General features: G+C 50.2%; 26 protein-coding genes and 1 pseudogene. 14 read left to right on the top strand and 13 right to left on the bottom strand.

Translation table 11 applies throughout. From position 1 onward, the window contains the following. Together PsAD37_RS27805 and PsAD37_RS27800 are read left to right on the top strand one after the other, a co-directional pair. Window positions 1-189: IS3 family transposase (locus PsAD37_RS27805; RefSeq protein WP_153039681.1), on the top strand; the 189-nt coding region annotated here is incomplete at its 5' end. A gap of 8 nt (window positions 190-197) precedes the next feature. Next, a pseudogene (locus tag PsAD37_RS27800) lies at window positions 198-311 on the top strand (integrase core domain-containing protein); the annotation flags it as partial. A gap of 3 nt (window positions 312-314) precedes the next feature. Here PsAD37_RS27800 and PsAD37_RS28930 read toward each other — a convergent pair. The 7 genes from PsAD37_RS28930 to PsAD37_RS20515 all read right to left on the bottom strand — a co-directional run bounded on the left by PsAD37_RS28930 (window position 315) and on the right by PsAD37_RS20515 (window position 7109). Further along, a complete protein-coding gene (locus tag PsAD37_RS28930) occupies window positions 315-509 on the bottom strand; it encodes a hypothetical protein (RefSeq protein WP_208992003.1) in 195 nt (64 codons plus the stop codon). Window positions 510-922: 413 nt separating this feature from the next. Continuing rightward, a complete protein-coding gene (locus PsAD37_RS20540) occupies window positions 923-2086 on the bottom strand; it encodes a Gfo/Idh/MocA family protein (RefSeq protein ID WP_063297726.1) in 1164 nt (387 codons plus the stop codon). Continuing rightward, on the bottom strand, window positions 2086-2841 hold the full coding sequence (locus PsAD37_RS20535) for a sugar phosphate isomerase/epimerase (protein WP_063297725.1): 756 nt from the start codon (window positions 2839-2841) through the stop codon (window positions 2086-2088). Before PsAD37_RS20535 ends, PsAD37_RS20540 begins: the two co-directional genes overlap by 1 nt. A 19-nt stretch (window positions 2842-2860) precedes the next feature. Next, window positions 2861-3946 (bottom strand): ABC transporter ATP-binding protein, encoded by a 1086-nt coding sequence (locus PsAD37_RS20530; protein WP_063297724.1) that lies wholly within the window; start codon window positions 3944-3946, stop codon window positions 2861-2863. Window positions 3947-3950: 4 nt separating this feature from the next. Further along, complete coding sequence (locus tag PsAD37_RS20525; protein WP_063297723.1) at window positions 3951-4883, bottom strand: carbohydrate ABC transporter permease; 933 nt, start codon at window positions 4881-4883, stop codon at window positions 3951-3953. A gap of 10 nt (window positions 4884-4893) precedes the next feature. Next, the gene (locus tag PsAD37_RS20520; protein ID WP_063297722.1) at window positions 4894-5790 is read right to left on the bottom strand and encodes a carbohydrate ABC transporter permease; all 897 of its coding nucleotides are present in this window, start codon (window positions 5788-5790) and stop codon (window positions 4894-4896) included. Between the two features lie 77 nt (window positions 5791-5867). Next, window positions 5868-7109: an ABC transporter substrate-binding protein gene (locus PsAD37_RS20515; protein WP_063297721.1), complete on the bottom strand. Its 1242-nt coding sequence runs from the start codon at window positions 7107-7109 to the stop codon at window positions 5868-5870. 189 nt (window positions 7110-7298) lie between these two features. Between PsAD37_RS20515 and PsAD37_RS20510 the strand changes: the two genes are divergently transcribed. After that, the gene (locus PsAD37_RS20510; protein ID WP_063297720.1) at window positions 7299-8357 is read left to right on the top strand and encodes a LacI family DNA-binding transcriptional regulator; all 1059 of its coding nucleotides are present in this window, start codon (window positions 7299-7301) and stop codon (window positions 8355-8357) included. A 67-nt stretch (window positions 8358-8424) separates the two neighbouring features. Next, window positions 8425-9498 (top strand): sugar phosphate isomerase/epimerase, encoded by a 1074-nt coding sequence (locus PsAD37_RS20505; RefSeq protein WP_063297719.1) that lies wholly within the window; start codon window positions 8425-8427, stop codon window positions 9496-9498. Between the two features lie 87 nt (window positions 9499-9585). Here the strand turns inward: PsAD37_RS20505 and PsAD37_RS20500 are convergent, their stop codons facing one another. Then, window positions 9586-10599 carry a LacI family DNA-binding transcriptional regulator gene (locus PsAD37_RS20500; RefSeq protein ID WP_063297718.1) on the bottom strand — a complete coding sequence of 338 codons (1014 nt, stop codon included), beginning with the start codon at window positions 10597-10599 and terminating at the stop codon, window positions 9586-9588. Between the two features lie 86 nt (window positions 10600-10685). Here PsAD37_RS20500 and PsAD37_RS20495 point away from each other — a divergent pair, with 86 nt between their 5' ends. From PsAD37_RS20495 to PsAD37_RS20470, 6 genes are all read left to right on the top strand, one after another. Beyond that, window positions 10686-11861 (top strand): phytanoyl-CoA dioxygenase family protein, encoded by a 1176-nt coding sequence (locus PsAD37_RS20495; protein WP_063297717.1) that lies wholly within the window; start codon window positions 10686-10688, stop codon window positions 11859-11861. Between the two features lie 703 nt (window positions 11862-12564). Next, entirely contained in the window at window positions 12565-13494 is a 930-nt protein-coding gene (locus tag PsAD37_RS20490) for a substrate-binding domain-containing protein (protein ID WP_063297716.1), read from the top strand. Between the two features lie 123 nt (window positions 13495-13617). Next, window positions 13618-14400, top strand: coding sequence for an ATP-binding cassette domain-containing protein (locus PsAD37_RS20485; protein ID WP_057465081.1), 783 nt, complete (start codon window positions 13618-13620; stop codon window positions 14398-14400). Between the two features lie 14 nt (window positions 14401-14414). Then, the gene (locus PsAD37_RS20480; protein WP_057465082.1) at window positions 14415-15398 is read left to right on the top strand and encodes an ABC transporter permease; all 984 of its coding nucleotides are present in this window, start codon (window positions 14415-14417) and stop codon (window positions 15396-15398) included. A 13-nt stretch (window positions 15399-15411) separates the two neighbouring features. Beyond that, a complete protein-coding gene (locus PsAD37_RS20475; RefSeq protein WP_370446621.1) occupies window positions 15412-16434 on the top strand; it encodes an ABC transporter permease in 1023 nt (340 codons plus the stop codon). A 157-nt stretch (window positions 16435-16591) separates the two neighbouring features. Then, the gene (locus tag PsAD37_RS20470; RefSeq protein WP_057465083.1) at window positions 16592-17593 is read left to right on the top strand and encodes a LacI family DNA-binding transcriptional regulator; all 1002 of its coding nucleotides are present in this window, start codon (window positions 16592-16594) and stop codon (window positions 17591-17593) included. Window positions 17594-17661: 68 nt separating this feature from the next. On the opposite strand, the gene PsAD37_RS20465 is transcribed toward PsAD37_RS20470, so the two are convergent. Further along, window positions 17662-18819 (bottom strand): Gfo/Idh/MocA family protein, encoded by a 1158-nt coding sequence (locus PsAD37_RS20465; RefSeq protein ID WP_063297715.1) that lies wholly within the window; start codon window positions 18817-18819, stop codon window positions 17662-17664. 9 nt (window positions 18820-18828) lie between these two features. After that, window positions 18829-19722, bottom strand: a complete 894-nt coding sequence (locus PsAD37_RS20460) for a sugar phosphate isomerase/epimerase (protein ID WP_063297714.1) — start codon at window positions 19720-19722, stop codon at window positions 18829-18831. A 587-nt stretch (window positions 19723-20309) separates the two neighbouring features. On the opposite strand from PsAD37_RS20460, the gene iolD reads away from it, so the two are divergent. Genes iolD through PsAD37_RS20440 form a run of 4 tightly spaced genes read left to right on the top strand, consistent with a single transcriptional unit; the run spans window position 20310 to window position 24883 of the window. Continuing rightward, window positions 20310-22193 (top strand): 3D-(3,5/4)-trihydroxycyclohexane-1,2-dione acylhydrolase (decyclizing), encoded by a 1884-nt coding sequence (iolD, locus tag PsAD37_RS20455; RefSeq protein WP_193778313.1) that lies wholly within the window; start codon window positions 20310-20312, stop codon window positions 22191-22193. Continuing rightward, window positions 22193-23197 carry a 5-dehydro-2-deoxygluconokinase gene (gene iolC / locus PsAD37_RS20450; RefSeq protein WP_063297713.1) on the top strand — a complete coding sequence of 335 codons (1005 nt, stop codon included), beginning with the start codon at window positions 22193-22195 and terminating at the stop codon, window positions 23195-23197. Before iolD ends, iolC begins: the two co-directional genes overlap by 1 nt. A 2-nt stretch (window positions 23198-23199) precedes the next feature. Then, window positions 23200-24042: a 5-deoxy-glucuronate isomerase gene (locus PsAD37_RS20445; RefSeq protein ID WP_063297712.1), complete on the top strand. Its 843-nt coding sequence runs from the start codon at window positions 23200-23202 to the stop codon at window positions 24040-24042. Window positions 24043-24052: 10 nt separating this feature from the next. Next, complete coding sequence (locus tag PsAD37_RS20440; RefSeq protein ID WP_063297711.1) at window positions 24053-24883, top strand: class II fructose-bisphosphate aldolase; 831 nt, start codon at window positions 24053-24055, stop codon at window positions 24881-24883. Window positions 24884-24939: 56 nt separating this feature from the next. Here PsAD37_RS20440 and PsAD37_RS29625 read toward each other — a convergent pair whose 3' ends face one another. The 3 genes from PsAD37_RS29625 to PsAD37_RS20430 form a co-directional block, all read right to left on the bottom strand. Next, complete coding sequence (locus PsAD37_RS29625) at window positions 24940-25254, bottom strand: hypothetical protein (protein WP_369327220.1); 315 nt, start codon at window positions 25252-25254, stop codon at window positions 24940-24942. Further along, on the bottom strand, window positions 25188-25712 hold the full coding sequence (locus PsAD37_RS28170; protein WP_063297710.1) for a hypothetical protein: 525 nt from the start codon (window positions 25710-25712) through the stop codon (window positions 25188-25190). Before PsAD37_RS28170 ends, PsAD37_RS29625 begins: the two co-directional genes overlap by 67 nt. 21 nt (window positions 25713-25733) lie before the next feature. Further along, on the bottom strand, window positions 25734-25907 hold a 174-nt coding region (locus tag PsAD37_RS20430), incomplete at its 5' end, for an integrase core domain-containing protein (RefSeq protein ID WP_153039754.1).

The raw sequence follows: 25907 nt of genomic DNA, 5'->3' as shown, positions 1-25907 counted from the left end.
ACCATTAAGTCTGAAATGTTGTGGCGAACTACCTTTCAGACTCGTCAGAAGGCAGAAAAGGCACTTGGCCTTTACATTGAGGGCTTTTACAATCCAATCAGGCGACACTCGTCGTTAGGCTATCAATTGCCAATCGCGTTCGAGAGACAGAAAAGAAATAGTGAGACAGAGGCTCTCCATTTTCTTTAGGTCAGTCCATCGAGAGATGGAGGAACCACTACAACACCAAACGACCCCACAGTGCTCTGGGCTACCGCCTACCTGCGACAGAGGCTATCGTACCGATAGACCAAAGGCCAGTGATGCACTAACTTTCAATCTGGACCACTCAAATGGGGCTGCTCAGCGCCATAGATGAAGCGGGGGCCGCGGCCGTGGCTGGAGGCGGCGTCGTCGGCGTTGTAGAGCTCGCATTTGTCCAGAGACAGGCAGCCGCACCCCATACATGCTCTCAGGTTCTCCATGCGTGCAATGCACTCGTTCAGATGAACTTTGAACTGCTGACTCAAGCGCAGCCACTCACCTTTGTTTGGTGCACGGCCGGAGGAAGTGTCCCGAGTTGATCCGAAATCTTTTTGATGGTGAAGCCAAATTCCTGTGCGACTAACGCAACTGACAGACGGCGGATGTCTGCGCGCATGAAACGACGTTGACCACCTGCATTGCGCTCCTATGTGCGTTCGTTTGCGTTATTGGCGTTGGGACTGCGTTGCTATGTCTATACAGCTCGCGAAAGTTACTCTGGTCACACGTCAACGATAGACCGTGTTCTGTAGGATAACTCCAGCAAGCATCGGCACTGCACTGAGACCACGAAAAGGGGATAGAATTAATCTATCCCCCCTATCTCAGATGAGGTCGATGAAATGCTCTGCAATACACGTCGGGGATAAGTGATTTTGGGGCCGTAAGCTTCCTGAGGTTACTCAGCAACCAAATCTTGTGATGAACTCAGCAACATCTGCTCCGCATCTTCTTTCAAAAATGCATCGGGACGGTTGCAGGAGGTTGCCAACTCTACAAACCGTCGTTCGCGGCCAGAGGTTAGAATTGAGAACATGATGTCGGCGACATGGAGTGCCAGCGCCTGATTGCAGCGATGTGGGCGGTCTTCAAGAATTCCTATCGCCATATCGGAGAGGCCTGCAGCTCGGTAATTTGCCATAGTACCCATGCTATCGTGTTGCTGATTGGGCTCTCCAAGTGGATGCTGCCAGGCTGGAAGACCTACCGATGTACCATTTTCATCTGTAACGCGGACCTCACCACCAAAGAAGTTTGGATCAGGCCCATACAGCGTGCCAGTTTCGCCATATAGCTCCATGTGGTTATGACTATGATCCTTTACATCCCAGCTCGCACCAAATGTAATTACAGCACCGCTATGGAACTCGAGCAGGGCATGAACAGTGGTCTCAGTTTCAACGGATAGTGTCTCTCCGTAACGTTGTGCAGACGTGATGGTTCGCTTCGGGGATGGAATGGACGTCAAAGCAGAAACGGCTTTTACAGGCCCAAGCAATTGAACGAGGTTCGTGAGGTAGTACGGACCCAGATCAAGAATTGGCCCACCTCCATCCTTGAAGAAGAACGCGGGATTTGGATGCCAATGCTCCATGCCACGGCTCATGACGTGACACGTCCCGCTCCCAACCTTACCAATCGCTCCACTATCGATCAGGCTACGACATTGCTGATGAGATCCGCCAAGGAATGTATCTGGTGCGGAGCCAATACGAAGTCCTTTTTGCTCAGCTAACTCAAGCAGGGCCTGCCCCTCTTTCAAAGAAAGAACAAACGGCTTTTCTGAGTAGACGTGTTTGCCAGCCTCGAGTATCCGACAGCTGATTTCGAAGTGGGCTGCTGGAATTGTAAGATTGACGATTATATCGATATCGTCGGCAGCCAATAGCTCCTCAACGGTGTAGGCCTGCACTCCGAATTCGGCAGCTCTGGCATGTGCGGCATCCATATTGATGTCTGCCAATGCCTTCAGGTCCAACCCATGAAACAGAGGGCCAAGCGTAAGGTAGGTTTCCGATATATTACCGCACCCGATAATGCCAATACCAAGCTTTTCTAACATCAAACACCTTCCAGCATTTTGAGTGAGTTCAAAGAGCGTTGTGCAAAGCGGGCAAAGTCACTCGGGTTGTCATGTTCCATGACATAAACACAAGCACTGCTTTTCTCTTGTAAAACTGAGAGGATTTGGCGCCACTGTACAGTGCCGAAACCAACGTCTGCCCAGCCATCTTCATCGGCACATTCGCCAGTGGCAGCAATGTCTTTGACATGAACAGCCGTGATGCGGCTGCCAAAGCGCTCAACCCATGTTATCGGGTCATGGCCACCTCGGATGATCCACGCAATGTCGGCTTCCCAATCAATCTCAGGCGCCTCAGTGAGGATGATTTCCATTGCTGTGCGCCCATCGTATTCACACTGGAACTCAAAGTCATGATTGTGCCACCCAAAGCTCAGCCCAGCTGCTTGCACTTTTGTGCCGATTTGCGCGAGACGATGAGCAAAAGATATCCAGCCTGCTTCTGTTTGTGGACGTTCTGATGGGGTGAGGAAAGGTGCGAAAATACGTGTTATTCCAAGATATTTTGCCAGTTCAATATAGCCCGCTGTATCGACTTCTAATTCATCAATTCCAAAATGGCCGGAAGGCATGGAAAGGCCGTTGGCGTCCAGCATCTGTCGCAAGGCGGTGGGATCTTCATAGACCCCGCCAAAGCCTTCTACTTGGGTGTAGCCCATTTTTGCCAGACTGCTCAAAACCTCAGTGAGTGGTTGGGTGTTGCGTGCACTATAAAGCTGAAGGGAAAAATCCATTTTGATCGATATCCTGCGTTTAGAGGCGTATTTCAGATGTCTTGTCAAACAAGGAGGCTTGAACCGGATCAAAGCCGATTGGCAGGCGATCACCCACATTGACTGTGGCCTGTCCGTCCATACGGAAATGGAAGGGCTGATTGCCGAGCGAGGTCCACACCAACGTATCTGATCCCATGGGCTCCACCACTTCGACCGAAATGTCGGATCTGAATGGTTGCTCCTGCGCTGCATCTCCAACCCAGACATGCTCTGGCCGGATGCCAAGATAAATTGGTCTGTTGTCTTCTGCTCTGGTTTTGAAGGTATAGCGGCCTAGCGCGATATCCAGAGTGTCCGATGTGAAACTGGGCTGCCCATCAACGCCATATGCCCCATCAAGGAAGTTCATGGCCGGGGAGCCGATAAAGCTCGCCACATACTTGTTTACCGGTTGATTGTAGATGGTAAACGGGTCCGCCAGCTGCTGAATGACACCATCGCGCATAATCGCAATGCGATCCGCAAGTGTCATGGCTTCCACTTGATCATGCGTCACATAAATCATGGTGTTACGCAGTTTTTGATGTAAGCGCTTCAACTCCACGCGCAATTCAGCCCGTAGCTTTGCGTCCAGATTGGAAAGTGGCTCGTCAAACAGAAAGACATCCACATCACGCACAAGAGCACGCCCAATGGCGACACGTTGGCGCTGGCCACCGGAAAGTTGTCCCGGCTTGCGGTTCAACAAAGGTTCGATCTGGAGCATTTGAGCTGCGCGGTTGACCCGGTGCTCGATATCATCACGTGGAACCTTGGCATTTTTCAAGCCAAACGTAAGGTTCCCACGCACTGTCATTTGTGGGTAGAGCGCATAGGATTGAAACACCATGCCGATGCCTCTGTCCTTTGGTTCTGCCCATGTAACATTCTTGCCGTTTATGATGATCTGGCCTTCGGAAAGATCGAGAAGCCCCGCAATGCAATTCAGCAAGGTAGATTTCCCGCATCCGGAGGCTCCAAGCAGAACAAGGAACTCCCCCTCAGCCACATCTAAGTTAAGTTGGTCGAGAACTGTAGCTTCACCAAAATTGAGTGATAGATCGCGAATGCTGATTGAGTTCACTGTATTATCCTTTCACAGCACCAGCGGCGACGCCGCGCACAAAAAAGCGTCCTGAGAAGAAATAGACAGCCAATGGCACTGCGCCTGTCAGCAAGGTTGCAGCCATGTTGACGTTGTATTCCTTCACACCTTGCGTGGTGTTGACGATGTTGTTGAGCTGAACAGTCATAGGGAAGTTTTTGACGCCGGAGAAAATGACACCAAACAGGAAATCATTCCAAATTCCAGTGACTTGCAAAATCACAGCAACGACGAATATCGGCGCAGACATTGGTACCAGTACCTTCAGGAAGATGCCCCAAAATCCGGCACCATCCACACGCGCAGCTTTAAACAACTCCTCAGGCAAAGCTGCGAAATAGTTGCGGAACAACAGGGTCAAAATCGGCATTCCAAAGATGGTGTGAATGAAGATCACCCCTTGAAGGGACCCGAATATGCCCAACTCGCGGGTGACAATCACAAGCGGATACAGCATCACCTGGTAAGGAATGAAACTGCCGAAGATGAGAATGGTGAAGAACACCTCAGAGCCCTTAAACTTCCAATTGGAAAGGGCATAGCCATTCACAGAGGCAATCGTGATGGACATAACAACACTTGGAATAGTGATCTTCACGGAATTCCAAAATCCAACCTTCAATCCTTCGCAATAAAGGCCCGTGCAGGCGGTATCCCAGGCTTTTGCCCAGGGAGCAAAAGTGATTTCTACTGGTGGAGCAAAGATGTTGCCAAGGCGGATCTCAGGGAGCCCCTTTAGGCTGGTCATCATCATCACATAGAGTGGCAGCAAGTAGTAAACAGCAGCCACCAGCAGAACAGAGTAGAGCATTATCCGTGTGGGGTTGAAGCGGCGAAGTGGTTTCGCGCCGGATGGCTCGATTGCAAAGCTCTTGCTAGGCTTTGTCTGAGTAATTTCATAGGGTTCAACAGTCATATCAGCCCCTCTACCTCTGCGCTTTCTTCTTGCCGTATTCGAGATAAACCCACGGAATCAAGATGATGAGGACGGTTGTGAGCATGACCGTAGAGGCGGCGAGTGCCTGCCCAACATTGGCTCTGGCGAACATGAAGTCATAAACGTACTTGGCGGGGACTTCTGATGCGATGCCAGGACCACCCTGTGTCATCGCCACGACGAGATCGTAAAGCTTAACGATGCCGGCTGCCACAATCACAAGAGTGGTGACCATGACGCCGCGCATCATGGGAACAATCACAAAGAGATACGTCTTCCAAACCGGTATTCCATCAACTCTTGCTGCGTTCCAGATCTCCCGGTCAACGCCGCGAATACCGGCCAGCATTAACACCATGACAAAGCCGGTTCCTTGCCAGATACCCGCAATGAGCAAGGCGTAAAGCACTGTGCCCCGGTTGGCGATCAGGTCAAAAGTGAAGTTTTCAAACCCCCATGATCGTACAGTTTCCTGGATGCCCAGACTTGGGTTCAAAATCCATTGCCAGACAATGCCGGTTACGATGAACGAGAGCGCAAATGGGTAAAGGTAAATGGTTCGAAACGTATCTTCAAAGCGGATCTTCTGATCAATGAGGGCTGCGAGTATGAACCCGATCACAAACGAGATCAGGAGTGAGAGAACCCCGTAAATCACGATGTTTTCCATCGAGATTAGCCAACGAGATGTGCGAAACAATCTCTCGTATTGTGCAAAGCCAACAAACTCATTGAGTGACAGTGCCCGGGACTTAGAAAAAGAATAGATAACTGTCCAGATAGAGCAGCCAAGAAAGACCAGCAGCGTCGTGGCGATCATTGGCAATGCCGCAATCTTGGCATTAAGGTTTCGAAACAAGGGGTTTGGCCGCTTGGCGATGGACATTAACACATCTCCGATGCAAGCCAGACGGGCCAATCATGAAGATCGACCCTCCGACTGTTTTTAAAGGAGAGGCGCCATTAATCGGCGTACTCGATGATTTCGACATAACGAGATTGCGCTTCATCGACGCTCATTTCTGGTGAGCTGAAAAACTCCACCCACAAATCTTCAATCTGTCCTTGAGTGTCAGATGAGAAGGCTTGCTCAGATCCGGGTAGAATGTTTTCCGGGTTTGCCAAAATAGCGATACCCTTCTTCATGCAAGCATTTGCATCACCAAGATTGATGTCCCCACGGATGGGAAGAGACCCTTTTCGCAGGTTGAAGCCCACTTGCACTTGTTTTGAAACCAGCAAAGATGCCATTTCCAACTGAGCTGCAACGATCTCAGGCTTGTCGCCGTTCGGTTTAGGGAAGAAGAATGAGTCCCCACCGGTGTCAAGAACAGGGTTTGCGCCCAGACCCGGCAAACAATCATACTCATTGCCAGCAGTTTGTCCGGCTAACGAGAACTCTCCCTGAGCCCAGTCACCCATAATTTGAGCGCCGGCTTTACCAGTGATGACCATGTTTGTTGCATCGTTCCATGCTCGCCCGACATAACCGCTGTCGACCAATCCACGTGCAGCAGCAACAGCTTCAAACACTTTTCGCATTGCAGGGCCTCCAGCTGCCTCAACGCTCTTTTCCTCTTTAATCTGGCGGTAGAGGTCAACACCACCCAGCGCAACCTGAAAGACATTTGCCATACCGCTGAGCTGCCAGGCTTCACCACCAACTGCCAGAGGTGTAACCCCAGCTTCTTTCAGTTTGGAAGCAGAGCCAATAAACTCTTCCCAATTGGCAGGAACTGTCAGGCCATTGCTTTCGTATACGCCGCGGTTCAACCACATCCACTGGAATGAGTGAATGTTGACGGGAACGCAGTATACGCGGCCTTCATATGTGCAGCTCTCAAGCAGCTTTGCAGGGCGAATGAAGTCTGCCCAACCTTCTTTTTCGGCAATCTCAGTAAGATCGGTCATCAGACCTGCTTTGATCAGGTCTTCGGCATCACGCCCCGTGTTGAGCTGGGTTGCTCCCATTGGGTCACCGCCAGAGATGCGGCTGATGATGATTGGCCGTGCGTTGCTGCCCCCTGCGATCGCGCTGTCCACCCAATTGTGCCCGGCACCGTTGACTGCATCAGCAAACACTTTCACAGCAGCAGCTTCCCCACCGGATGTCCACCAATGCGTCACTTCCAGATCAGCAGCATAAACAGAAGAAACGCCTGCCAGCATTGTTGCTGCAGTTAAAAAAACTTTGATCTTGAGCATTGAATTACCCTCCCAATAATTCGAATGATGATCAGGCCTCCCAACCCGACCAATACGTCAATCACAGTAGCTTTATGATAGTTTTATTTTGACTGCAATCGATTACATGTATATGGTAGTCAGTGAAAATGCGCTGAGTCAACAGTAATTATTGGACAGTAACTGTCCATAAATAGTATCGGTCAACGTATGAATTCAAAAGTTGTTACAATACAGGATGTTGCTATTGTCGCCGGTGTTTCTACAGCTACGGTAAGTAGAGCTCTTAGCAAGCCTGAGAAGGTGAATAAAGCAACTCGAGAAAAGGTGATGGCTGCTGTTCGTGTCACCGGTTATCGCATCAATCAAACTGCTCGAAATTTGAGGAAAAAGGAGGCAGGAGCGGTTGTTGCTCTTGTGCCTAATCTGGGAAATCCGTTTTTTTCTTCAATACTTTCCGGCATTGAAAGTGTGCTCGCCAAAGAGGGGTTGAGCCTGCTGGTGGTGGATATACTTCAAACCAGTTTTGAGCGTGAACAGGCCTATGACTACCTCTCGATGAATCAGGCAGATGGTTTGCTGGTGCTGGATGGGACATTGGATCTCACGAACCTAAATGACGGTTCCGTATCCTCAGAATTGCCACCTGTCGTGTACTGCTGTGAGTGGGGCACAGACCCACGTTTCGGATCGGTGCGGGTTGATAACCACCAAGGCTCTCAGTTGGCAGTGAGCCACTTACACACGCTTGGTCACAAAGCTATCGGCTTGGTGAGGGGCCCAGCTGAAAACAGGCTTACAGCCGCTCGTCAGGAAGGGTTTGAGGCAGCTATTTTAAAACATTCTCTGCCACTCCGCACAGAGTGGTTGATTGACGGCGGTTTCTCGCTGGAGGCAGGCGTACAGGCAGCACACCAATGGTGCGCACTGGAAGAGCGCCCAACCGCAATTTTCTGCATGAGTGATGAAGTTGCCTTTGGGTTTATCTCAGAGCTTGACCGGCTCGGATTTTCCGTCCCCAAAGATGTCTCCGTCGTCGGCTTTGATGACATCGCAATTGCCGAACGTTTTATCCCCTCACTGACAACGATCCGCCAGCCCAGATTTCGCATTGGGCAGGAAGCAGCAGGTAAGCTGCTACGCCGCATTGCCGGAGAAGTCGAAAACCGTGCGGAGAGCGAAGCAACTGCACACCGAACGGTTCTGCCAGTGGAGTTGATTGAAAGGCAAAGTACAGCGCCTGTTAGCGAAAAACAGCGTGCCTTGTAACAGCCAAACGCCACAAGACACTCATATTTAATCCAAACAAGCTATTGGAATATTGGGAGATTATGTGATGAAAACGCTCAAAGGTCCCGCGCTTTTTCTAGCGCAGTTTGTCGGAGATGTAGCCCCGTTCAACACGCTCGGATCAATAGCCAAATGGGCCGCAGATCTGGGCTACAAAGGTCTGCAGATTCCCAGTTGGGGTGAGCGTTTGATCGATCTGGAAAAAGCAGCCACAAGCAAAACCTACTGCGATGAGTTGAAGGGAATGCTAGCGGATCATGGCGTCGTAATCACTGAACTTTCTACTCATCTGCAAGGCCAGTTGATCGCTGTTCACCCCGCTTACGATGCGATGTTTGACGGGTTCGCGCCGCCTCAGGTGCATGGCAACCCTAAGGCGCGGCAGCAATGGGCAGTCTCACAATTACTTTTGGCAGCCAAAGCCTCGCAAAATCTGAGCCTTACCTCTCATGCCACGTTTTCGGGAGCCTTAGCATGGCCCTATGTCTACCCGTGGCCACAGCGCCCGGCTGGTCTCATTGAGGCTTCATTCGAAGAGCTTGGTAAGCGCTGGATGCCGATCCTCAATGCCTTTGATCAGGCAAACGTTGATGTGTGCTACGAGATCCATCCGGGGGAAGATTTGCACGATGGCGTCACTTTTGAGATGTTTCTGGCCGAGGTGAAAGATCACTCCCGCGCGAATATCTTGTATGATCCAAGCCATTTCGTACTGCAGCAACTGGACTATCTCGGCTTTATTGATGTGTACGCTGACCGAATAAAAATGTTCCATGTCAAGGATGCAGAGTTTAACGCGTCGCCCAAACAAGGCGTTTATTCAGGCTATCAAAAATGGGAGAACCGCGCAGGTCGTTTCCGCTCTTTGGGAGATGGTCAGGTGGACTTCAAATCAATCTTCTCCAAACTTTCTGCTCTCAATTTTGATGGGTGGGCCGTGCTGGAATGGGAATGTGCCCTCAAACACCCGGAGGACGGGGCAAGAGAAGGGGCGCAATTCATTAAGGACCACATTATCCGCGTCACCGAGCGCGCCTTTGATGACTTTGCTGATGCAGGAACGGATGAGGCAGCCAACCGTCGCATTCTTGGTATTTCAGAGCTAAAAAGCGTCCAATAAGCTGAAAACCAAATAGGTTGCCGGGATACGCAAAATCAGGGTGCATGCCCGGAAGGACACATTGCGTGGGTGAGGGGCTTAACTCGTTTAAAGTTCAGGTGCGATTATATGAACTTCGGAGCCATTGGGAGTTGAAGGTTCCGTCAAGGATATGTTGTTTGCACGACTGATGTGAAAAAAGGCAGCCGAGATATCCTGAGTGATCTCGTCATGGAGTACAAATGAAATTCTGCCCGCGTTGAGCAATGCTTTGTTTTCCTGATTAAGGTCATGTGCAATGTAGCTGTCCGGATACATTTTGTACTGCTCAAGCATTTGAATTATTGCCCTGTTTCCTCCGCCCATGGAGTACACAGCACATATGTGCTGCTCTTTCTCAAGAATAGAGGCCAGGTCTTTTTCAATTTTATGATCAACTCCAGAACCTCCTGTGGTTTCAACAAATTTCAGGTCAGGACGATTACGTGTGAGCCATGATCGAAAACTGATCGCGCGTGTTTCTTCACCTTTAAAATGCTCGTGGCTGCGGCTCATCAATATGGTTCCGCCAGCAGAATGCAGCATCTTTGAGATCAGGTAAGCTGCAGTCTTTCCCGCCTTTGCATTGTCAATTCCAATGTATGTCAGTCGTTCTGAGATCGGAATATCGGTGAACATCGTGAGGACAGGAATATTCCTTTCTGAGAGCGCTTTGATCATGTCTCTGAGCTTTGGCGTGTCACGCAGCTTCAGGCAAACCCCATTACTACCGTGCGTCATAATGCGTTTGAGGTAACTGACGGCCTCAGCCTCTTGCATATGCTCTTGCATGATGAAACGCGGCCGGATGACGACAGGGTTTGATCTGCCAATTTCACTTTCAACAGCGCGCCGTATTTCAGAGGAGAAGCGGTCCGGAGCTTCGACAACAAAGTCGATAAAGAGCTTCTTGCCGCGTGCAGACAATTGCTTTTCCTGCAAGTGCAAATCTGCAATCGCGTTTTGTACTCTGCGGACAGACTGCAGACTTACGTTTGTGCGGCTGTGAAGTACGCGGTCAACCGTTGCTGTACTTAATCCAGCTTGAAGAGCGATTTCTTTAACAGGGAAACGATGTGTCATTGATGGATTCTTGATGGAAATGCATATGGCTGGCAATTCAACATTTTGCTTATTTAAGGCCTGATACATCAAGGAGAGGGACTAAGATGGTCAGTAGCAAACAAATTGATGGATTTTACAGGCAATCGGCCTGTGACTTAAACGAGTTCAAGGCACTCGTGGAACAGGAGCTGTCCGCTGAGACAGTTCCCAACGCCACCCATGTGCAAAGCAATATCCCTATTTACAGCGCAGCGAACCTGCGAAATATGCTTGAAGACACATCCAAGCGCAGAAGCTTGTTGTCAGAGTGGGCTAGTGTTTTGCAAAATACAGCTGGTGTTCTGGTGATTAAGGGAGCAGCAGAAAATATCGCAGCGATAGACGAAGCTACGCAGATATTTGAGAGCATTATTTCTGCTGAGAGATCTTCCGGTAGTGGCGGTGATCATTTTGCAGCAGCTGGTGCGAACGATCGTATCTGGAACAGCCTGCAGAAGCTATGCTTGGCAGATCCATCTGTATTTGCTCGTTACTTTGCCAATCCGCTCATTGACGCGGTCTGTGAGAGCTGGCTGGGTCTGAATTATCAGATGACGACACAGGTCAATCTGGTCCATCCGGGAGGGGCAGCACAGCAAGCGCACAGAGATTATCATCTGGGCTTTCAAACTGCTGAGGTTTGCGAGGATTATCCGGCTCATGTCCATCACCTGTCACCCTACATGACCTTGCAGGGCGCGATTGCTCACTGTGATATGCCCCTTGAAAGCGGACCAACAAAGTTGCTGCCGTTTTCACAAAAATACTTGCCAGGTTATGTGGCGTGGAGGCGAGATGAGTTCCGGGAGTATTTCGAGGCTAACTATGTGCAGCTTCCACTCGAAAAGGGAGATGCGGTTTTCTTCAATCCCGCATTATTCCATGCAGCTGGAGCGAACACCACGACTGATATCCATCGCATGGTGAACTTGCTTCAGGTCTCTTCTGCGTTTGGTCGTGCCATGGAAAGTGTTGACCGGAGTGCTATGTGTTCTAAGGTTTTTCCGGCCCTGAAGCATCTGACTGAGCAAGGGGTGCTATCAGGCAAGCATCTTGACGCGGCGATAGCATGTTGCGGAGAAGGGTACTCGTTCCCAACCAATCTGGATTTGGACCCACCAGTCGGCGGGTTAGCTCCTGAAACTCAGCAAATGCTATTGAAACGCGCGTTGAATGAAGGGATGACCGTGGAAATGTTCACAAAGGAACTGAACAAACAAAGCGCTCACCGGCTACCGTAAAGCCCATTTCCCTAATCGCAGCGATCTTGTTTGTTGACAGTACCGCCATCCGTTTAGCGCACTCAGCCCAGCTGTGAAAGAATCCAATCAAGGAATAACTCAGCGCTGACTTTTGGCGATCACTGGACTTGCTGGTGGCGCTAACCAAGGTTCAGCTGGTTTTTGGTGGGGGGGGGATGATGGCCTTAGTCGCATTGACGGCTGCTTCGCTCCCCATCTGGCTGTCCGGCGATTAGCTTGGCGTCAAACAAATCACCCTTTGAGATTGCGATCATAAGATCAACCATAACAACGACCTTATGTCGTGGTACTGCGCGGCAAAAGCAGTGTAACTGGAGCAGTCTAAAACAGACAGGCCGTCTTCCCGCATCCACACGTGCAACCAATCGGTGTGAGCGTCCTATCTTGCCATTCAGTTGCGGTGTTGCCTGCTTGATGTAGGCGTCGTGGCTGTTTTGTTGTTTTCCGAGCTGATGTTAATCTCTTTGTTTGAAGCTGCAGACGGCTACTTCAAATCATCAAAATAGTAAATTTAATGCAAGCGGTTGCAATATTGGTAATTGTTAGGTTAGTTTAATCCCGTAGTGATCGGTAGGAAAGATTTGGTGAGTATAGTGTTTATTTGGGTTCTGGTGTTGATATGGCTCCCAAATTCGCTTCATTAATTCTTGCAATCGGTTGCTAACGCAAATGGGAGGAAACTATGAAACAAACTGGTTTACTGGCAGCAGTCGCTGCGTTCACGATGATGGCAACAGCCGTAAGCGCCGACACTATCGGTTTTTCAAGTCCAAATTTTGATGATAATTTCCAGACAGCTCTTCGAGAAGCTGCCAAAAGTCGCGCAGAAGAACTTGGGCATTCAATTCAGATCGAAGATGCCCGAGAAGATGTCGGCATGCAGTTGAGCCAAATTCAGAACTTTATTGCCTCTGACGTTGCAGCAATCATCGTAGCTCCGGTAAGTACAGCAGCGACCCCTCAAATTACCAAAATGGCAGAAGCAGCGGGTATTCCGTTGATCTATGTGAACCGTCGCCCTGCAGATCTGGATGCGCTGGGTGAAAAGGCTGCCTTTGTGGGTTCCGATGAAACCTGGTCGGGCACGCTGGAAGCTTTTGAAGTGTGCAAGCAGGCGGCAGGCACTGGTAAAGCGGTTATGCTGATGGGGATCCTTTCAAACGAAGCTGCTGTTACCCGTTCTGAAGACGTGCGCGAAGTCCTGAACCTCTCCATGTGTAACGGCATCGAGCTTGTTGCGGAGCAGGAAGCCAAATGGCAGCGCACAGAAGCAAACAACGTCGTGTCAAACTGGCTCAGCTCTGGTCTTGAATTCGATATCGTATTTGCCAACAACGATGAGATGGCTCTCGGCGCGGTGCAGGCTCTCAAAGCTGCCGGTGTGAATATGGATGATGTTCTGGTCGCTGGCGTTGATGCAACGGATGACGCTCTTGCTTCCCTGAGTAAAAATGAGCTGGATGTCACCGTTTTCCAGAATGCGAAGGGGCAGGCAACTGGCTCTGTTGATGCTGCTGTGAAAGCTATGAGCGGCGAAGCTCTGCCAAACTGGATCAATATTCCGTTCGAACTGGTCACTCAGGACAATCATAAATCCTACATGAGCCAATAGCAGGCTTTCAGTAAGGGCGCTCCGTGCATCTGTGCGGAGCGCTGCTCGCTTTGCAACTCATAGTCTATTGGCCGCGATGTCGGTTTGACCGATTTTATCTCAGCCCTGGTGAGGAAAAGAACAATGAATGATGCGAGAAAGATCGTCCTGCGAACGCAAGGTCTTTGCAAAAACTATGGTGGAGTGCAAGCTCTGAAAGGTGCAGACTTTGAGCTCCGTGAAGGCGAACACATCGCAATCGTTGGTGATAATGGGGCAGGGAAGTCCACCTTTGTTCGCCAAATCACTGGCGTTGAGCAGCCTTCTTCTGGTCAGATGTTCTTCGACGGAAAAGAGGTCAGCTTCAAAAGCCCTCTGGATGCTCGGGAAGCAGGTATTGAAGCTGTATTTCAGAATCTGGCACTCGCAAACGATCTGGATGTTCCAGCCAACATCTTCCTTGGACGTGAAGAAGTCTATTTCAATCTCGGGCCCTTCAGTTTTCTGAATGAGAAGAAAATGCTGGCGAAAGCCAAAGAAGGCCTTGAGAAGACCGCTGTTAAGATTCCCAACTTGCGCAACGCAATTGGTAAAATGTCCGGTGGTCAGCGCCAGTGCGTTGCAATCTCACGCTCTGCAGCCTTTGCCTCAAAACTCATTATCATGGATGAGCCAACCGCAGCACTTGGGGTTCAGGAAACCACGCAGGTCGAAAACATCATTCGCCGCCTGAAAAAACAAGGCGTTCCGCTGATCCTGATCAGCCACAACTTACGTCAGGTGTTTAACCTGGTAGACCGGATCTTCGTGTTCCGGCGTGGTGAAATCGTTGGCGTCGTGGATGCGGACAAAACGGATGGCAACGAAATTGTCTCCCTTATTACAGGTGTGAAAACTGGCGTGCATGAAAACGCCAGCTACATATAATTGGGAGCACGTAGATGAACACTACTGCAATCCGAAAGCTTCCTCAGGAGGCGAGCATTCTGATGGTTTTGATCGGAATTGCCGCGCTTTTTGAGATCCTGGGCTGGATTTTCGTTGGGCAAAGCTTTCTGGCTAACTCTAAGCGGCTCGTTATCATTGTTCTTCAGGTATCTATCATCGGCATCATTGCTGTTGGTGTAACGCAAGTCATCATTACCTCTGGTATCGACTTGTCGGGCGGGTCCGTAGCAGCACTCTCTGCCATGGTGGCAGCGAGCTTTGCGCAGGCGTCTGGCGGCTTTTCCATCTTCTATCCAGGCATTGTAGATCTACCCGTTATTGTTCCTCTGCTGGCTGGCATCGGGGTTGGGTTGCTTGCAGGAAGTATCAATGGAGCCATCACTGCCTATACCGGAGTTCCCCCGTTCATTCCTACACTGGGAATGCTTGTTGCAGCTCGTGGGCTTGCTGTGCTGTATGCAGAAGGCCAGCCAATCTTTGGTTTGACCGAGCAATATACGGCGATTGGGCAAGGCATTAATCCGGTCCTAATTTTCCTCGGTGTTGCTGTGCTCTTTCATATTCTTTTGAAGCATACGGTTTATGGGCGCCGGACTTATGCGATCGGATCCAACGAAGAGGCGGCCCGAATAGTCGGCATCAAAGTAAACCGCCATAAGGTTCTTGTATATTCGATTGCGGGTGGCCTTGCCGGTCTTGCCGGTATCGTCATGAGTGCGCGAGCGACAATGGGCCAGCCTGGCATGGGCTTCATGTACGAGCTGGATGCAATCTCCGCAGCCGTCATTGGCGGAACGTCATTGTTCGGCGGCAAAGGGAAGATTTCGGGGACCGTTATCGGCGTCTTCATTCTCGGCGTTATCACATCAGGTTTCACCTTCCTGCGGATCGATTTTTATTATCAGGAAATCGCCAAGGGCATGATCATCGTTGCTGCCGTTATCGCTGACCAGCGTCGGCAGGCTCGTAAGGCATAGTTCGGAGGCCATCTTGATTAATTCATCATCAACATTAGGCTCAGCCGAAACGCAAAAGTCTCTCCTTCAGCGTCTTCCAAAGGACACGGGTATTCTTCTGGTACTCGTCGGAATCGCCGCAATTTTTGAAGTTTTGGGCTGGTTTGTCGTTGAGCAGACTTTCATCTTCAACGGTCAACGTCTGTTCATCATGATCCTGCAGATGGCAATCATTGGCATTCTTGCTATTGGCGTTGGTCAGATTATCATCATGGCAGGCATCGATCTTTCCGGTGGTTCCATTCTTGGTTTCGCCGGCATCGTAGCGGCCTCTCTGGCACAAAGCTCAGAGTATGCCCGAGCTGTTTATCCAGGGCTTACAGATCTGCCGATCATCTTTCCGGTACTCGCAGGTATTGCAGTCGGAGCGCTGCTTGGTTTTGTCAACGGGAGCGTAATTGCCATTACCGCAATTCCTCCGTTTATCGCGACCCTTGGGATGCTTGTCGCAGCGCGTGGCTTGGCGCGTTGGTATACAAGTGGCAAGCAGGTGAGCTTCCTGACTGAGGATTTTGCTATCTTCGGTTCCGGAGCCTGGCCAGTCATAACATTCTTGATTGTTGCTGGCGTCTTCCATGTGCTTTTGAAGTACACGGTTTATGGGCGCCGTACCTATGCAATCGGCTCAAATGAAGATGCAGCCCGTGTTGCAGGCATTGCCGTCAAAAGACACAAAATCCTTGTGTACACCATGGCTGGCGCACTCTACGGCATCGCCTCCATCGTTCAAACCTCGCGCGCAATGACCGCTCAATCTGGCACTGGCCTGATGTTGGAGCTGGATGCAATCTCAGCAGTTGTGATTGGCGGAACCTCTCTCTTCGGTGGTCGTGGCCGCATTATGGGCACCATCATTGGTGTGCTTATTTTGGGTACATTGACGTCAGGATTTACCTTCTTAGGTATCGATGTTTATTACATCAATATCGTGAAAGGTGTTCTGATTGTTGCGGCCGTAGTGGCAGATACTTATCGCCAAAAGCGAGTTGCAGCCTGATGATATGTAAAACTTCGAAGCTGGGAGATCTGCTCCCAGTTTCGAAGGGATAACCAAGTAATAACACCAGAATTTAATTGTGTTTTTTTACTTGGGCCATCATTGATGAACGGATTAATTTGTATCTTCCAGATGCGTGAAAACGAAAAGGCAGAGGATGGCTGTTACGCTAAAAGATGTTGCATTGCGTGCCGGGGTCTCTGCTTCAGCGGTGTCGCGCTCCTTTACGGAAGGTGCAAGCGTTTCTGCAAAAACTCGCCGAAAAGTCGAGAAAGCAGCACAAGAGCTGGGCTACCGACCCAATGTCTTAGCTTCCAGCTTAACAACGCGGCGGACAAAGCTCATTGGTCTGGTTTCCAACAATTTCCATAACCCAGTTTTTCTGCAGGTCTTTGATCTGTTTACGCAGTCATTGCAGGCAAAAGGGCTCAGGCCTCTTCTCGTAAACCTTTCAGGTGAGGTTGATCCGGCTAAATCACTCGATATGCTTCTGCAATACAGCGTTGATGGAGTAATTGTAGCGTCTTCCACTCTGCCTCCTGATTTTGCTGAATCATTCCGGCATGCAAAAATTCCGGTTGTGCATTCCTTTGGGAGATGCAGCGCGACGCCGACTGTGCACACCGTAGGCATTGATAACCGTTACGCCGGTGAGTTGGCTGCGGAGCTCTTGCTCTCTAAAGGGTATGAGCACATCGGATTTTTGGGTGGGCCGGAAAATGCGTCATCTACGCAGGATCGCCTCTTCGGTTTTCAACGAGTTCTCGCTGAGCATCCTAGTGTAAAATTATCCGTCGATTTTGCGGAGGATTACTCTTATGATGCAGGTAGGAAAGCGATGCAGAGCATCTTGCTGAAAGACCGCGCTAACGCTTATTTTTGTGGTGATGACGTGCTTACTATCGGAGCATTGAGTGCCGCGCAGACCGCTGGTCTAAAAGTACCGGAAGAAATAGGCTTTATTGGCTTCAACAACATGGAAATGGCAGGTTGGGCAAATATCAATCTGACAACCATCCATCAACCTGTTCAGCAAATCATTTCATCCTCTGTTGAGCTGCTTGTTGACTGCCTGGAAGATCCAGATCGGATTCCTGAAACACGTATGTTTCCATGCCGTGTGGTTGAACGTGGAACACTTTTACTAAAGGCCGCTTAGTTGCTGGCAAATACTAGGGGCGCCTACAAAAAAGGGGCCAGTAAGTATACGGCCCCTTTTCAAAAGTGTTACTTCAGCAGGGCTGGGACTGCGTCTTGCCATGCACCAGCTGCATGCGCTGACTTTACTGCCGCATAAACACTTGCCATAGACCGCAAACCATCTTCACAGCTTGGGAATAGGAAAGCTGATCCCTCAGAAGATCCGCTGGCTTTGTCCGCGTGGATCATCTCTGCAAGGTCGCAATAGATATTTGCAAAGGCCAGGGGCATGCCTTCGGAGTGGCCAATTGTTACGCGCGATGCGTTTTGGGCTGCATTATACAAGTCGCCAGCACCGCGCTCGATGATCTGGGTGCGACCATTCAATGGTGTGTAGTACAACTGGTTGGGGTGTTCCTGTTGCCAGGCCAAACCACCTTTTTCACCAAACACTTGCAAGCTCAGGCCATGCATACGCCCCACGGCAACTGCTGATGTCCAGAGCCGCCCGACTGCACCACCATCCATTCGGAAGTTGATCATTGCGTCATCTTCCAGTTCGCGGCTGGCAATAGTCGATGCAAAGTCAGCTGAGACAGTCGATACTTCCTGCCCGGTTACAAAACAGGCCATATGCAGCGCGTGGATACCTGCATCAGCTAATACGGCAGAAACGCCAGCAGCAGCAGGATCGTAGCGCCAGCGAACGCGAGGATTGTCAGCATCGGCAGCATCTGCATGGAAACCGTGTGCGAACTCTGCTTTCACAAGACGGACGTCACCCAGATCACCAGCAGCAATCATTTCTCTCATCTGGCGAACCAGAGAGAATCCTGAATAGCCAAAGTTTACTGCGCACTTTTTGCCAGTCCGGCGACTGATCTTTACGATCTCTTCGCCTTCTTCGACAGTCATGGTCATCGGCTTTTCACACAGCACATGAAAGCCACCTTCGAGGAAGGCTTTGGTGATCTCAAAGTGCGTTGCGTTTGGTGTTGCAATAGTCACAAGATCAACTTTGTCACTGCGCGTTTTTTCAACGGCCAGCATTTCCTGCCAATCACCATAAGCCCGGTCTTCTGCAATACCCAGCGACTGAGCAAACATGCGCCCTTTTGCTGCATCTGCATCCAGAGCGCCCGCCGCCAGCTGAAACAAACCGTCAACGGATGCCCCTAGACGGTGAGCAGGACCAATCTGGCTTCCTTCGCCGCCTCCAATCAGACCCCAGTTTAATTTAGTCATGATGTTTCCTCAGTGAAAGCCAATGGATTCCAAGTAGTTACGATTGTGTTTAGCATCATCAATCGGAGATGTGTCACCTTGTGGGTCGCAGTCTTGCTCAACCGTACACCAGCCTTCAAAGCCTGCCTGGCGCAGTTTTTCAAGCACTGCTGGGAAATTCACTTCTCCCTCACCAAGGTTACAGAAAATCCCTTGAGCGCATGCGTCGTAAAAACCAATCCTGTTGGTTATAACCTCTGCCTTTACCGATGCCGATGTATCTTTGAAGTGCATGTAAGAAATGCGGTCCATATGGCGGTCCATGAATGCAACCGGATCAAAGCCAGCATATGTAGAGTGGCCAGTATCTAAACAGATTTTTAGTAACTCGGGATCGGTTTCAGCCAGGAGGCGCTCTAACTCACTCTCGAAGTCCATAAAGCCTGCGGCATGCGCGTGGATGCCGACTGTAAGGCCGTATTCTTCGGCCCCCATACGCGCAACTGTCATGATACGCTCTTTGAATGCAGTCCACTCCTGCAGATCCATTTGCTCGGCTTCACTCGCACGTCCGGCAGTTGGTGCCCTCCGTGGTGAAATTGAGTCAATCAGCACCAAATGCTCGGCACCATGAGCCTTCAGGGCTTCGCAGGTCCGCTTCGCGCCATCCCAAACATCCTCCCATGCTTTCGGATCATGAAATGGCCGGAAAACGACACCCCCAACCAGTTCCAGATCCCGCTTCACAAGCGCATCCTTCAGCACTGCCGGGTCCTCTGGCATATAACCAATCGGCCCAAGTTCGATGCCCTTGTAGCCCGCGGCGGCACATTGATCGAGAACGCTTTCCCAGCTTGGGTTACGTGCATCATCTGCGAACTCTACCCCCCATGAGCAGGGCGCATTACCAATTCTAATTCCCACGTTTCATCCCTTTGTTGTACTTAGAGCGATGTTGCTAATCTACTGGTGCCATCATGCTGCTGTGGCGGACTTATGTTCAGGCCGGAGGAGGGGTATGGAAAATTGAAAGCGGTTTCAATATGATTTGCCACAGCATTGACCAGACTGAAACTATATCGAACGTAAGGCCCTCTCATCTGAAAACCTGCAGCCTTTCTTTAAGCCCGAACCTCTGGAGAACATGAAGTCACGCAAACGACGTGTTCACATATGAACGGGCAAAAAAATCATTCTACACTCGATATAAACGCTATTTTTGCCCCTCTTACTGCGAACAGGTAGGTGTAACCCCTCCGAGCAATCCTAAGATCTGATCGCGAGAAAGATGCGGATAGTTCAGCGCAATCTCATAGATCTCTCACCTGTAGTTACCTCTCATCAGCGCAGTTCCAGTTGGGTCAAAGTACATCTCCCAGAAAAGATTTGTTGCAACCGGTTGCAAAATAGGTATCCTTCAAAATTACCACGGCGTCAATAGACGAGTTGATGGGACCGCGAATTGTGGCGGAACAAGGCGACAATTGCAGGCGGAAGGAAATAGGGACACCATGACCACAAAAAGTGAAATCACCACTGGCACAATCCGTTTGACTATGGCGCAGGCGATCATCCGGTATCTTGCAAACCAGTACATAAGTATTGACGGTGACGAAGTGCTGCTCTGCGGAGGTGGGTTCGGAATTTTTGGTCACGGCAATGTGTCATGCTTGGGCGAGGCACTATATGAGCATCGCGATACACTTCCGCTTTATCGAGGTCAGAATGAACAAGGCATGGGCTTTGCCGCTGCAGCCTATGCCAAATATCATTTACGTAAGAGATTCATGTTCTGCACGGCTTCAGCAGGACCAGGCACAACAAACCTTGTCACATCAGCTGCGTTAGCACACACGAACAGGCTTCCAATGCTACTGTTATGTGGCGATGCGTTCATCTCAAGATTACCAGACCCAGTGCTGCAACAGGTGGAGCATTATGGTAATCCGACTGCATCAGTGAATGATGCCTTCCGCGCAGTCTCCCGTTACTGGGACCGTATTACCCATCCAGCACAGATCATTCAGTCGTTGCCAGCTGCGATAGCGACCATGCTTGACCCGGCAGATTGCGGTCCAGCGTTCCTGGGACTGCCACAGGATGTCCAAGGTTGGGCCTATGACTACCCTGTTGCTTTCTTCGAGAAAAAAGTTCACCGAATCCGTCGGCAGACACCTGATGAGCTGGAGCTTGATGACGCGATTGCACTCATTCAAGCCGCAAAAAAGCCTGTGATCATAGCAGGCGGCGGCGTGCAATATTCTGGTGCCGTGCAAGAATTGCTTGCGTTTGCTGAGCAGACACAAATTCCGGTTACAGAAACAATAGCGGGCCGTGCAAACCTGCTGTCAGATCACGAGCTGAATTGCGGACCAATCGGCGTAACAGGCTCAAACTCGGCAAATGCGGTCGCTGCTGACGCTGACGTGATTATTGCTGTTGGAACACGTTTGCAGGACTTTACTACCGGGTCATGGACCGCTTTCAGAAAAGATGCTCGATTTATCTCACTTAATGCTGCTCGTCATGATGCAAGCAAGCATCGTTCGCTCCCTGTCGTGGGTGATGCAAAATTAGGTTTGTCTGCGTTTATTGCATCCTTAAAGCAATACAAGGCTCCAGAGACGTGGACCGCATTTGCGCAACAGGAAAAAGCAGAGTGGCTCTCCTATGTGAAGCACAATGTTGACCCCGCAAATGGACCCAACAGCTATGCGCAGGTCATTGGCGCCGTAAACGACCTATGTGACACCAATGACAGGGTTGTTGCAGCTGCAGGCGGCCTACCTGCCGAAGTCACCGCTAATTGGCAAACCAAAGCCATTGGCTCGGTTGATGTCGAATTCGGCTTCTCATGCATGGGCTACGAGATTGCTGGCGGTTGGGGTGCACGTATCGCTCAATCCGAGAAAGAGCCCGATCAGGATACCATCGTGTTTACTGGTGACGGTTCCTACCTGCTCATGAACTCGGATATCTATTCCTCCGTCCTGACCGAAAAGAAGCTCATTGTCATGGTTTGCGACAATGGTGGCTTTGCCGTGATCAACAAACTTCAGAACAACACCGGCAACACCTCTTTCAACAACCTGATCAAAGATTCACCAACAATTACAAACCCTGTTGCAGTGGATTTTGCTGCGCACGCAAGAGCTCAAGGTGCACTGGCAGAAACCGTAGAGACGATTGAAGAGCTGTGTGAAGCGTTCAAACGGGCAAAGGCAGCAGACCGAACCACGATCATTTCTATTCAGGTCGATCCTTATGAAGGATGGACACAGGAAGGTCATGCATGGTGGGAAGTTGGACTGCCCGAAGTTTCTAACAGTCAGAACGTACGCACCGCACGCGAAGAGTGGGAAGCCGGTCGCATAAACCAGCGTGTGGGTGTGTAATGAACAGACTTTTGCAACAGCTGCAGGGGAAAAGATATCTGGTTGTCGGGCGTGCAGGCATGGACCTCACGCCAGAACCTGCAGGCACATCAATTGAAGATGCGCAAACCATGTCTGTGCATCTGGGCGGATCAGCTGCAAACATTGCAGTCGCCCTGCGCCGGCAAGAGTGCCACGTCTCGTTGCTGACCCGTGTTTCTGACGATGCAATCGGACGTTACTGCGTCAATCAATTGGAGCGGTACGGAATAGTTCACAAGTACGTCACCCCAATTGGCGGAGAATACAGAAACAGCCTTGCGCTCTCGGAAGCACGTTTGCTCGACCATCAGACGACCATTTACCGAAATGGTGCAGCAGATTTTATGATGAGCGAAGCAGATGTAGACGCTGTTGATTTCTCTCAGTTTGATGCAATCGTAACCACAGGAACTTTGCTGGCCTCCGAGCCATCTCGCACAGCGACTTTTTACGCTTTGGAGAAAGCAAAAGCTGAGGGATTGGTTTCGATTTTTGATATCGATTACCGCCCCTACAGTTGGGCATCTGCACAGGAAGCCACAGAGACATATAAACGCATGAGCTCACTCTGTGATGTCATTGTAGGGAATGATGAGGAGTTTGGTTTCATGGCTGGGAACATGGCTAATGGCCCGAAGTTTGCCCACGAACTTGCGAACAGATCTGACTGTATCTGCATTTACAAAATGGGCTCGAAAGGCTCAACCACCTACACTGAAAATGAGTCATTTCAGACCGGCATATTCACTGTTTCTGCAGTGAAGCCGACGGGTGCAGGAGATGCATTTCTAGGTGGTTTTCTATCCTCACTTTCAAATGGAAAGACCTTGCAGCAAAGCGTTTTTCGCGGGTCTGCCTGCGCAGCAATTGTGGTGTCCAAGGTTGGCTGTGCAACAGCAATGCCCGATGAAAAAGAGCTGGTTAGGTTTTTGAAACAACACAGCATTTCCATAGAAGAAACATTGAGTTTTACGAAGGACTAAGCATGCATATCCCTCCATATAATAATCAGAATAAGCCCATCGTAGACGTTGATGATGCCCGCGTCCCGTTAAATTACTTCAACATCGTAAAGCTGAAGCAAGGGGAAGCATTCCACTATCAGGTTCCCGGTTATGAAACTTGCATCGTACCTGCAACTGGCTCGGTAAACGTTGAATGCGAAGGGTTGAACTGGGACGGAATAGGCGGTCGCGGCGTAGATGTTTGGGATGGCGAGCCTGAAGGCGTCTATATCCCGACAGGAGCGAAAACAACAATTGTTTGCGTCAGTGATGCCGCCGAAGTGTTCATCGCTGGAGCGCGATATGACGGTGTTCTGACACCATTTGCGGTGACATCATCTGACCTGGATGTTGTTCAGTACGGCTCAGATGACACGAAAACACATCGTAAAATCAAGCATATACTTGGAACTAAATATCACGATAAAGTTGGCCGTCTCTTGGTTTCCGAGCTGTTTACTGTAGGGCAGGGCGGCTGGTCAGGATTTCCTCCTCATAAGCATGACACTGACAACTTGCCTTATGAGACACGGCATGACGAAACTTACAACTTCCGCTTCCGGCCCGGACACGGCTTTGGAATGCAGCTGCTTCAGAAAGAAGATGGGAAAGTCGGGGAAGCCTATCACATCGTAGATGGATCAACTCTTGTTATCGATAAGGGCTACCATCCTTGTGTCGCTGCACCGGGCTATGAAATGTATTACTTCACAATTCTCGGCGGCCTCAGTCAACGTTCACTGGTGCAGCATTTCCAGCCAACGCACGCATATCAGGTCGAAACGATCCCAGGCATCAAAGACATGATCGCCAAGTTTAAGTAGTGATACAGTAATGCCTATTGCAAACCTTAAAGACGTTTTAGCTCCAGCCATGAACAATGGGACAGCAGTTGCTGGCTTTGTTGTCTTAGGTTGGGAAGATGCACGTGCATTTGTGGAGGCTGCCGAAGTGATCGGCTGCCCGGTCATTCTGCAGGCAGGTCCTGGATGCCGCGCCCATACTCCATTGGAAGTTCTGGCACCAATGTTTAGAGTTTTAGCCGAGGCAGCCTCTGTGCCAGTGGTTGCTCATCTTGACCACGGCTATGAAGTTGAGGATTGCCTGAAAGCAATAGACCTTGGCTTTACTTCCGTCATGTTTGATGGCTCCAAGCTTCCTCTAGAGGAAAACATTCGCCTGATGCAGTCCATCGCTGCAAGCGCTAAGCCATATGGTGTTTCTCTGGAGGGAGAAGTCGGCTTTGTTGGGTACGCTGAGGGCGCTGTGTCCTCAGGGACAAAACCTGAAGAAGCCGCGCAGTTTGCGAAGGAAAGTAATGCCGATGCGCTCGCAATCTCTGTCGGTAATGTGCACTTGCAACAAGAAAAAGCAGCAATGATCGATTTCGATCTGGTCCACGCCATTGAAAACGTCACCAACATTCCGCTCGTGCTACACGGAGGCTCTGGGATTCCTGCAAAAGTCAGGCAGAAACTGGCAAAAGAAACAAAGATCTGCAAGTTCAATATTGGTACCGAAGTTCGCATGGCCTTTGGGCAATCGCTTCGGAAAACTCTGAATGAGGACGCACAGATTTTTGACCGGATAAAACTCCTGACGCAAGCAGAAGAAAGCGTCAAACAGGCAGCTAAGAAAGTCATGCTGGATATAAGTATGGCATAGCATGTCTCGGTCTCGAGCAGATAAGCTCTCAAGAGGGGGGATTAGCCTCATAGGCGCTAACTTAAGGCGTTACGTTGCGGTATTCGTTGAATTTTTCGCTTTCTCGGAGGCTCGCATATGCTTTGCCAAAAGCGACAGGGGTTGGCGGTGATGCGGGTCAGATCCCAGGCTCCCTGAATGGCTAAAATGAAGGCTTGAATGATCAGCTTGTGTAACCTCCATCTGGACGGATAACGTTGCTTTGAACTCTCTTCTTGAGGAGAATGAGTCATGAATTCTTCACTTTGACGCTCAATCAGCAAAGCTAAGATGAGATGTGACAACAACCAGGTTCTGGCAAGAGCTGGGTTCTTTGTAGGCAGACGGTCGATATGGATGAGGCTTTTAAGGCGCTTGAAGGCGAGCTCAATCTGCCAGCGACCCTGTAGAGCGCGGCAATGCTGGCAGCGTCAAACTGATCTTCTGGTAAGGATATCAACAACAACATGTATTCAGCGGCGATGAGTGAGGCGGGGTTCAATTTTCTACATTTCCTGCTTGCTGTTCGGCGCAGGCGTTTTCGTTCTTGGTCTGTGGCTTCAGGCGGTTTGCGCAGGATGATCAGGTGGGCGGGAATATCTCGATCCTTTGAGTTTCCCAAAATAATAACCTGCCGATCAACTGGCCTGTCATAGTCAGCTTCAGGCAGTACGGTCAACAGGTCAAACGGCGCGTCATCGGGTTGGCGCAAACGAACCTTGCGCCAACCGGTTCGTACAAGAAAATCCCCTCCTTCCCTGAGGATGTGATGAAGTCCGTTCGCTTGAGCATAGCCCCTGATCAGCCCCACTTGAGTGGTCCGGTTTGAAAGTTAGTGCATGACTGGCCTTTGGTCTACTGGAATGATTACTTCAGGATCCGGTGGGCGGAAGTTCAGCGCACTATGGGGGCGTTTGGTATTGTAGTGTATCCTCCACCTTTCGATGATTATTTGGGCTTCACGCAACGAGTAAAAGGTCTCACCATTCAACAATTCGTCTCGCAT

The organism is Pseudovibrio sp. Ad37 (genome assembly GCF_001623075.1).
Lineage (GTDB): Bacteria > Pseudomonadota > Alphaproteobacteria > Rhizobiales > Stappiaceae > Pseudovibrio.
The sequence above is the reverse complement of the archived record's forward strand: the minus strand, read 5'-3'. Positions and strand labels throughout refer to the sequence as shown.

Excerpts from the sequence above, each read along its gene's own strand:
- PsAD37_RS20515 (WP_063297721.1), bottom strand. The coding sequence starts at position 7,109 with ATGCTCAAGATCAAAGTTTTTTTAACTGCAGCAACAATGCTGGCAGGC.
- PsAD37_RS20440 (WP_063297711.1), top strand. The coding sequence starts at position 24,053 with ATGCCTATTGCAAACCTTAAAGACGTTTTAGCTCCAGCCATGAACAAT.
- iolD (WP_193778313.1), top strand. The coding sequence starts at position 20,310 with ATGACCACAAAAAGTGAAATCACCACTGGCACAATCCGTTTGACTATG.
- PsAD37_RS20500 (WP_063297718.1), bottom strand. The coding sequence starts at position 10,599 with ATGACACATCGTTTCCCTGTTAAAGAAATCGCTCTTCAAGCTGGATTA.
- iolC (WP_063297713.1), top strand. The coding sequence starts at position 22,193 with ATGAACAGACTTTTGCAACAGCTGCAGGGGAAAAGATATCTGGTTGTC.
- PsAD37_RS20505 (WP_063297719.1), top strand. The coding sequence starts at position 8,425 with ATGAAAACGCTCAAAGGTCCCGCGCTTTTTCTAGCGCAGTTTGTCGGA.
- PsAD37_RS20465 (WP_063297715.1), bottom strand. The coding sequence starts at position 18,819 with ATGACTAAATTAAACTGGGGTCTGATTGGAGGCGGCGAAGGAAGCCAG.
- PsAD37_RS20470 (WP_057465083.1), top strand. The coding sequence starts at position 16,592 with ATGGCTGTTACGCTAAAAGATGTTGCATTGCGTGCCGGGGTCTCTGCT.
- PsAD37_RS20510 (WP_063297720.1), top strand. The coding sequence starts at position 7,299 with ATGAATTCAAAAGTTGTTACAATACAGGATGTTGCTATTGTCGCCGGT.
- PsAD37_RS20485 (WP_057465081.1), top strand. The coding sequence starts at position 13,618 with ATGAATGATGCGAGAAAGATCGTCCTGCGAACGCAAGGTCTTTGCAAA.
- PsAD37_RS20490 (WP_063297716.1), top strand. The coding sequence starts at position 12,565 with ATGAAACAAACTGGTTTACTGGCAGCAGTCGCTGCGTTCACGATGATG.
- PsAD37_RS20525 (WP_063297723.1), bottom strand. The coding sequence starts at position 4,883 with ATGACTGTTGAACCCTATGAAATTACTCAGACAAAGCCTAGCAAGAGC.
- PsAD37_RS20540 (WP_063297726.1), bottom strand. The coding sequence starts at position 2,086 with ATGTTAGAAAAGCTTGGTATTGGCATTATCGGGTGCGGTAATATATCG.
- PsAD37_RS20480 (WP_057465082.1), top strand. The coding sequence starts at position 14,415 with ATGAACACTACTGCAATCCGAAAGCTTCCTCAGGAGGCGAGCATTCTG.
- PsAD37_RS20495 (WP_063297717.1), top strand. The coding sequence starts at position 10,686 with ATGGTCAGTAGCAAACAAATTGATGGATTTTACAGGCAATCGGCCTGT.
- PsAD37_RS20520 (WP_063297722.1), bottom strand. The coding sequence starts at position 5,790 with ATGTCCATCGCCAAGCGGCCAAACCCCTTGTTTCGAAACCTTAATGCC.
- PsAD37_RS20445 (WP_063297712.1), top strand. The coding sequence starts at position 23,200 with ATGCATATCCCTCCATATAATAATCAGAATAAGCCCATCGTAGACGTT.
- PsAD37_RS20535 (WP_063297725.1), bottom strand. The coding sequence starts at position 2,841 with ATGGATTTTTCCCTTCAGCTTTATAGTGCACGCAACACCCAACCACTC.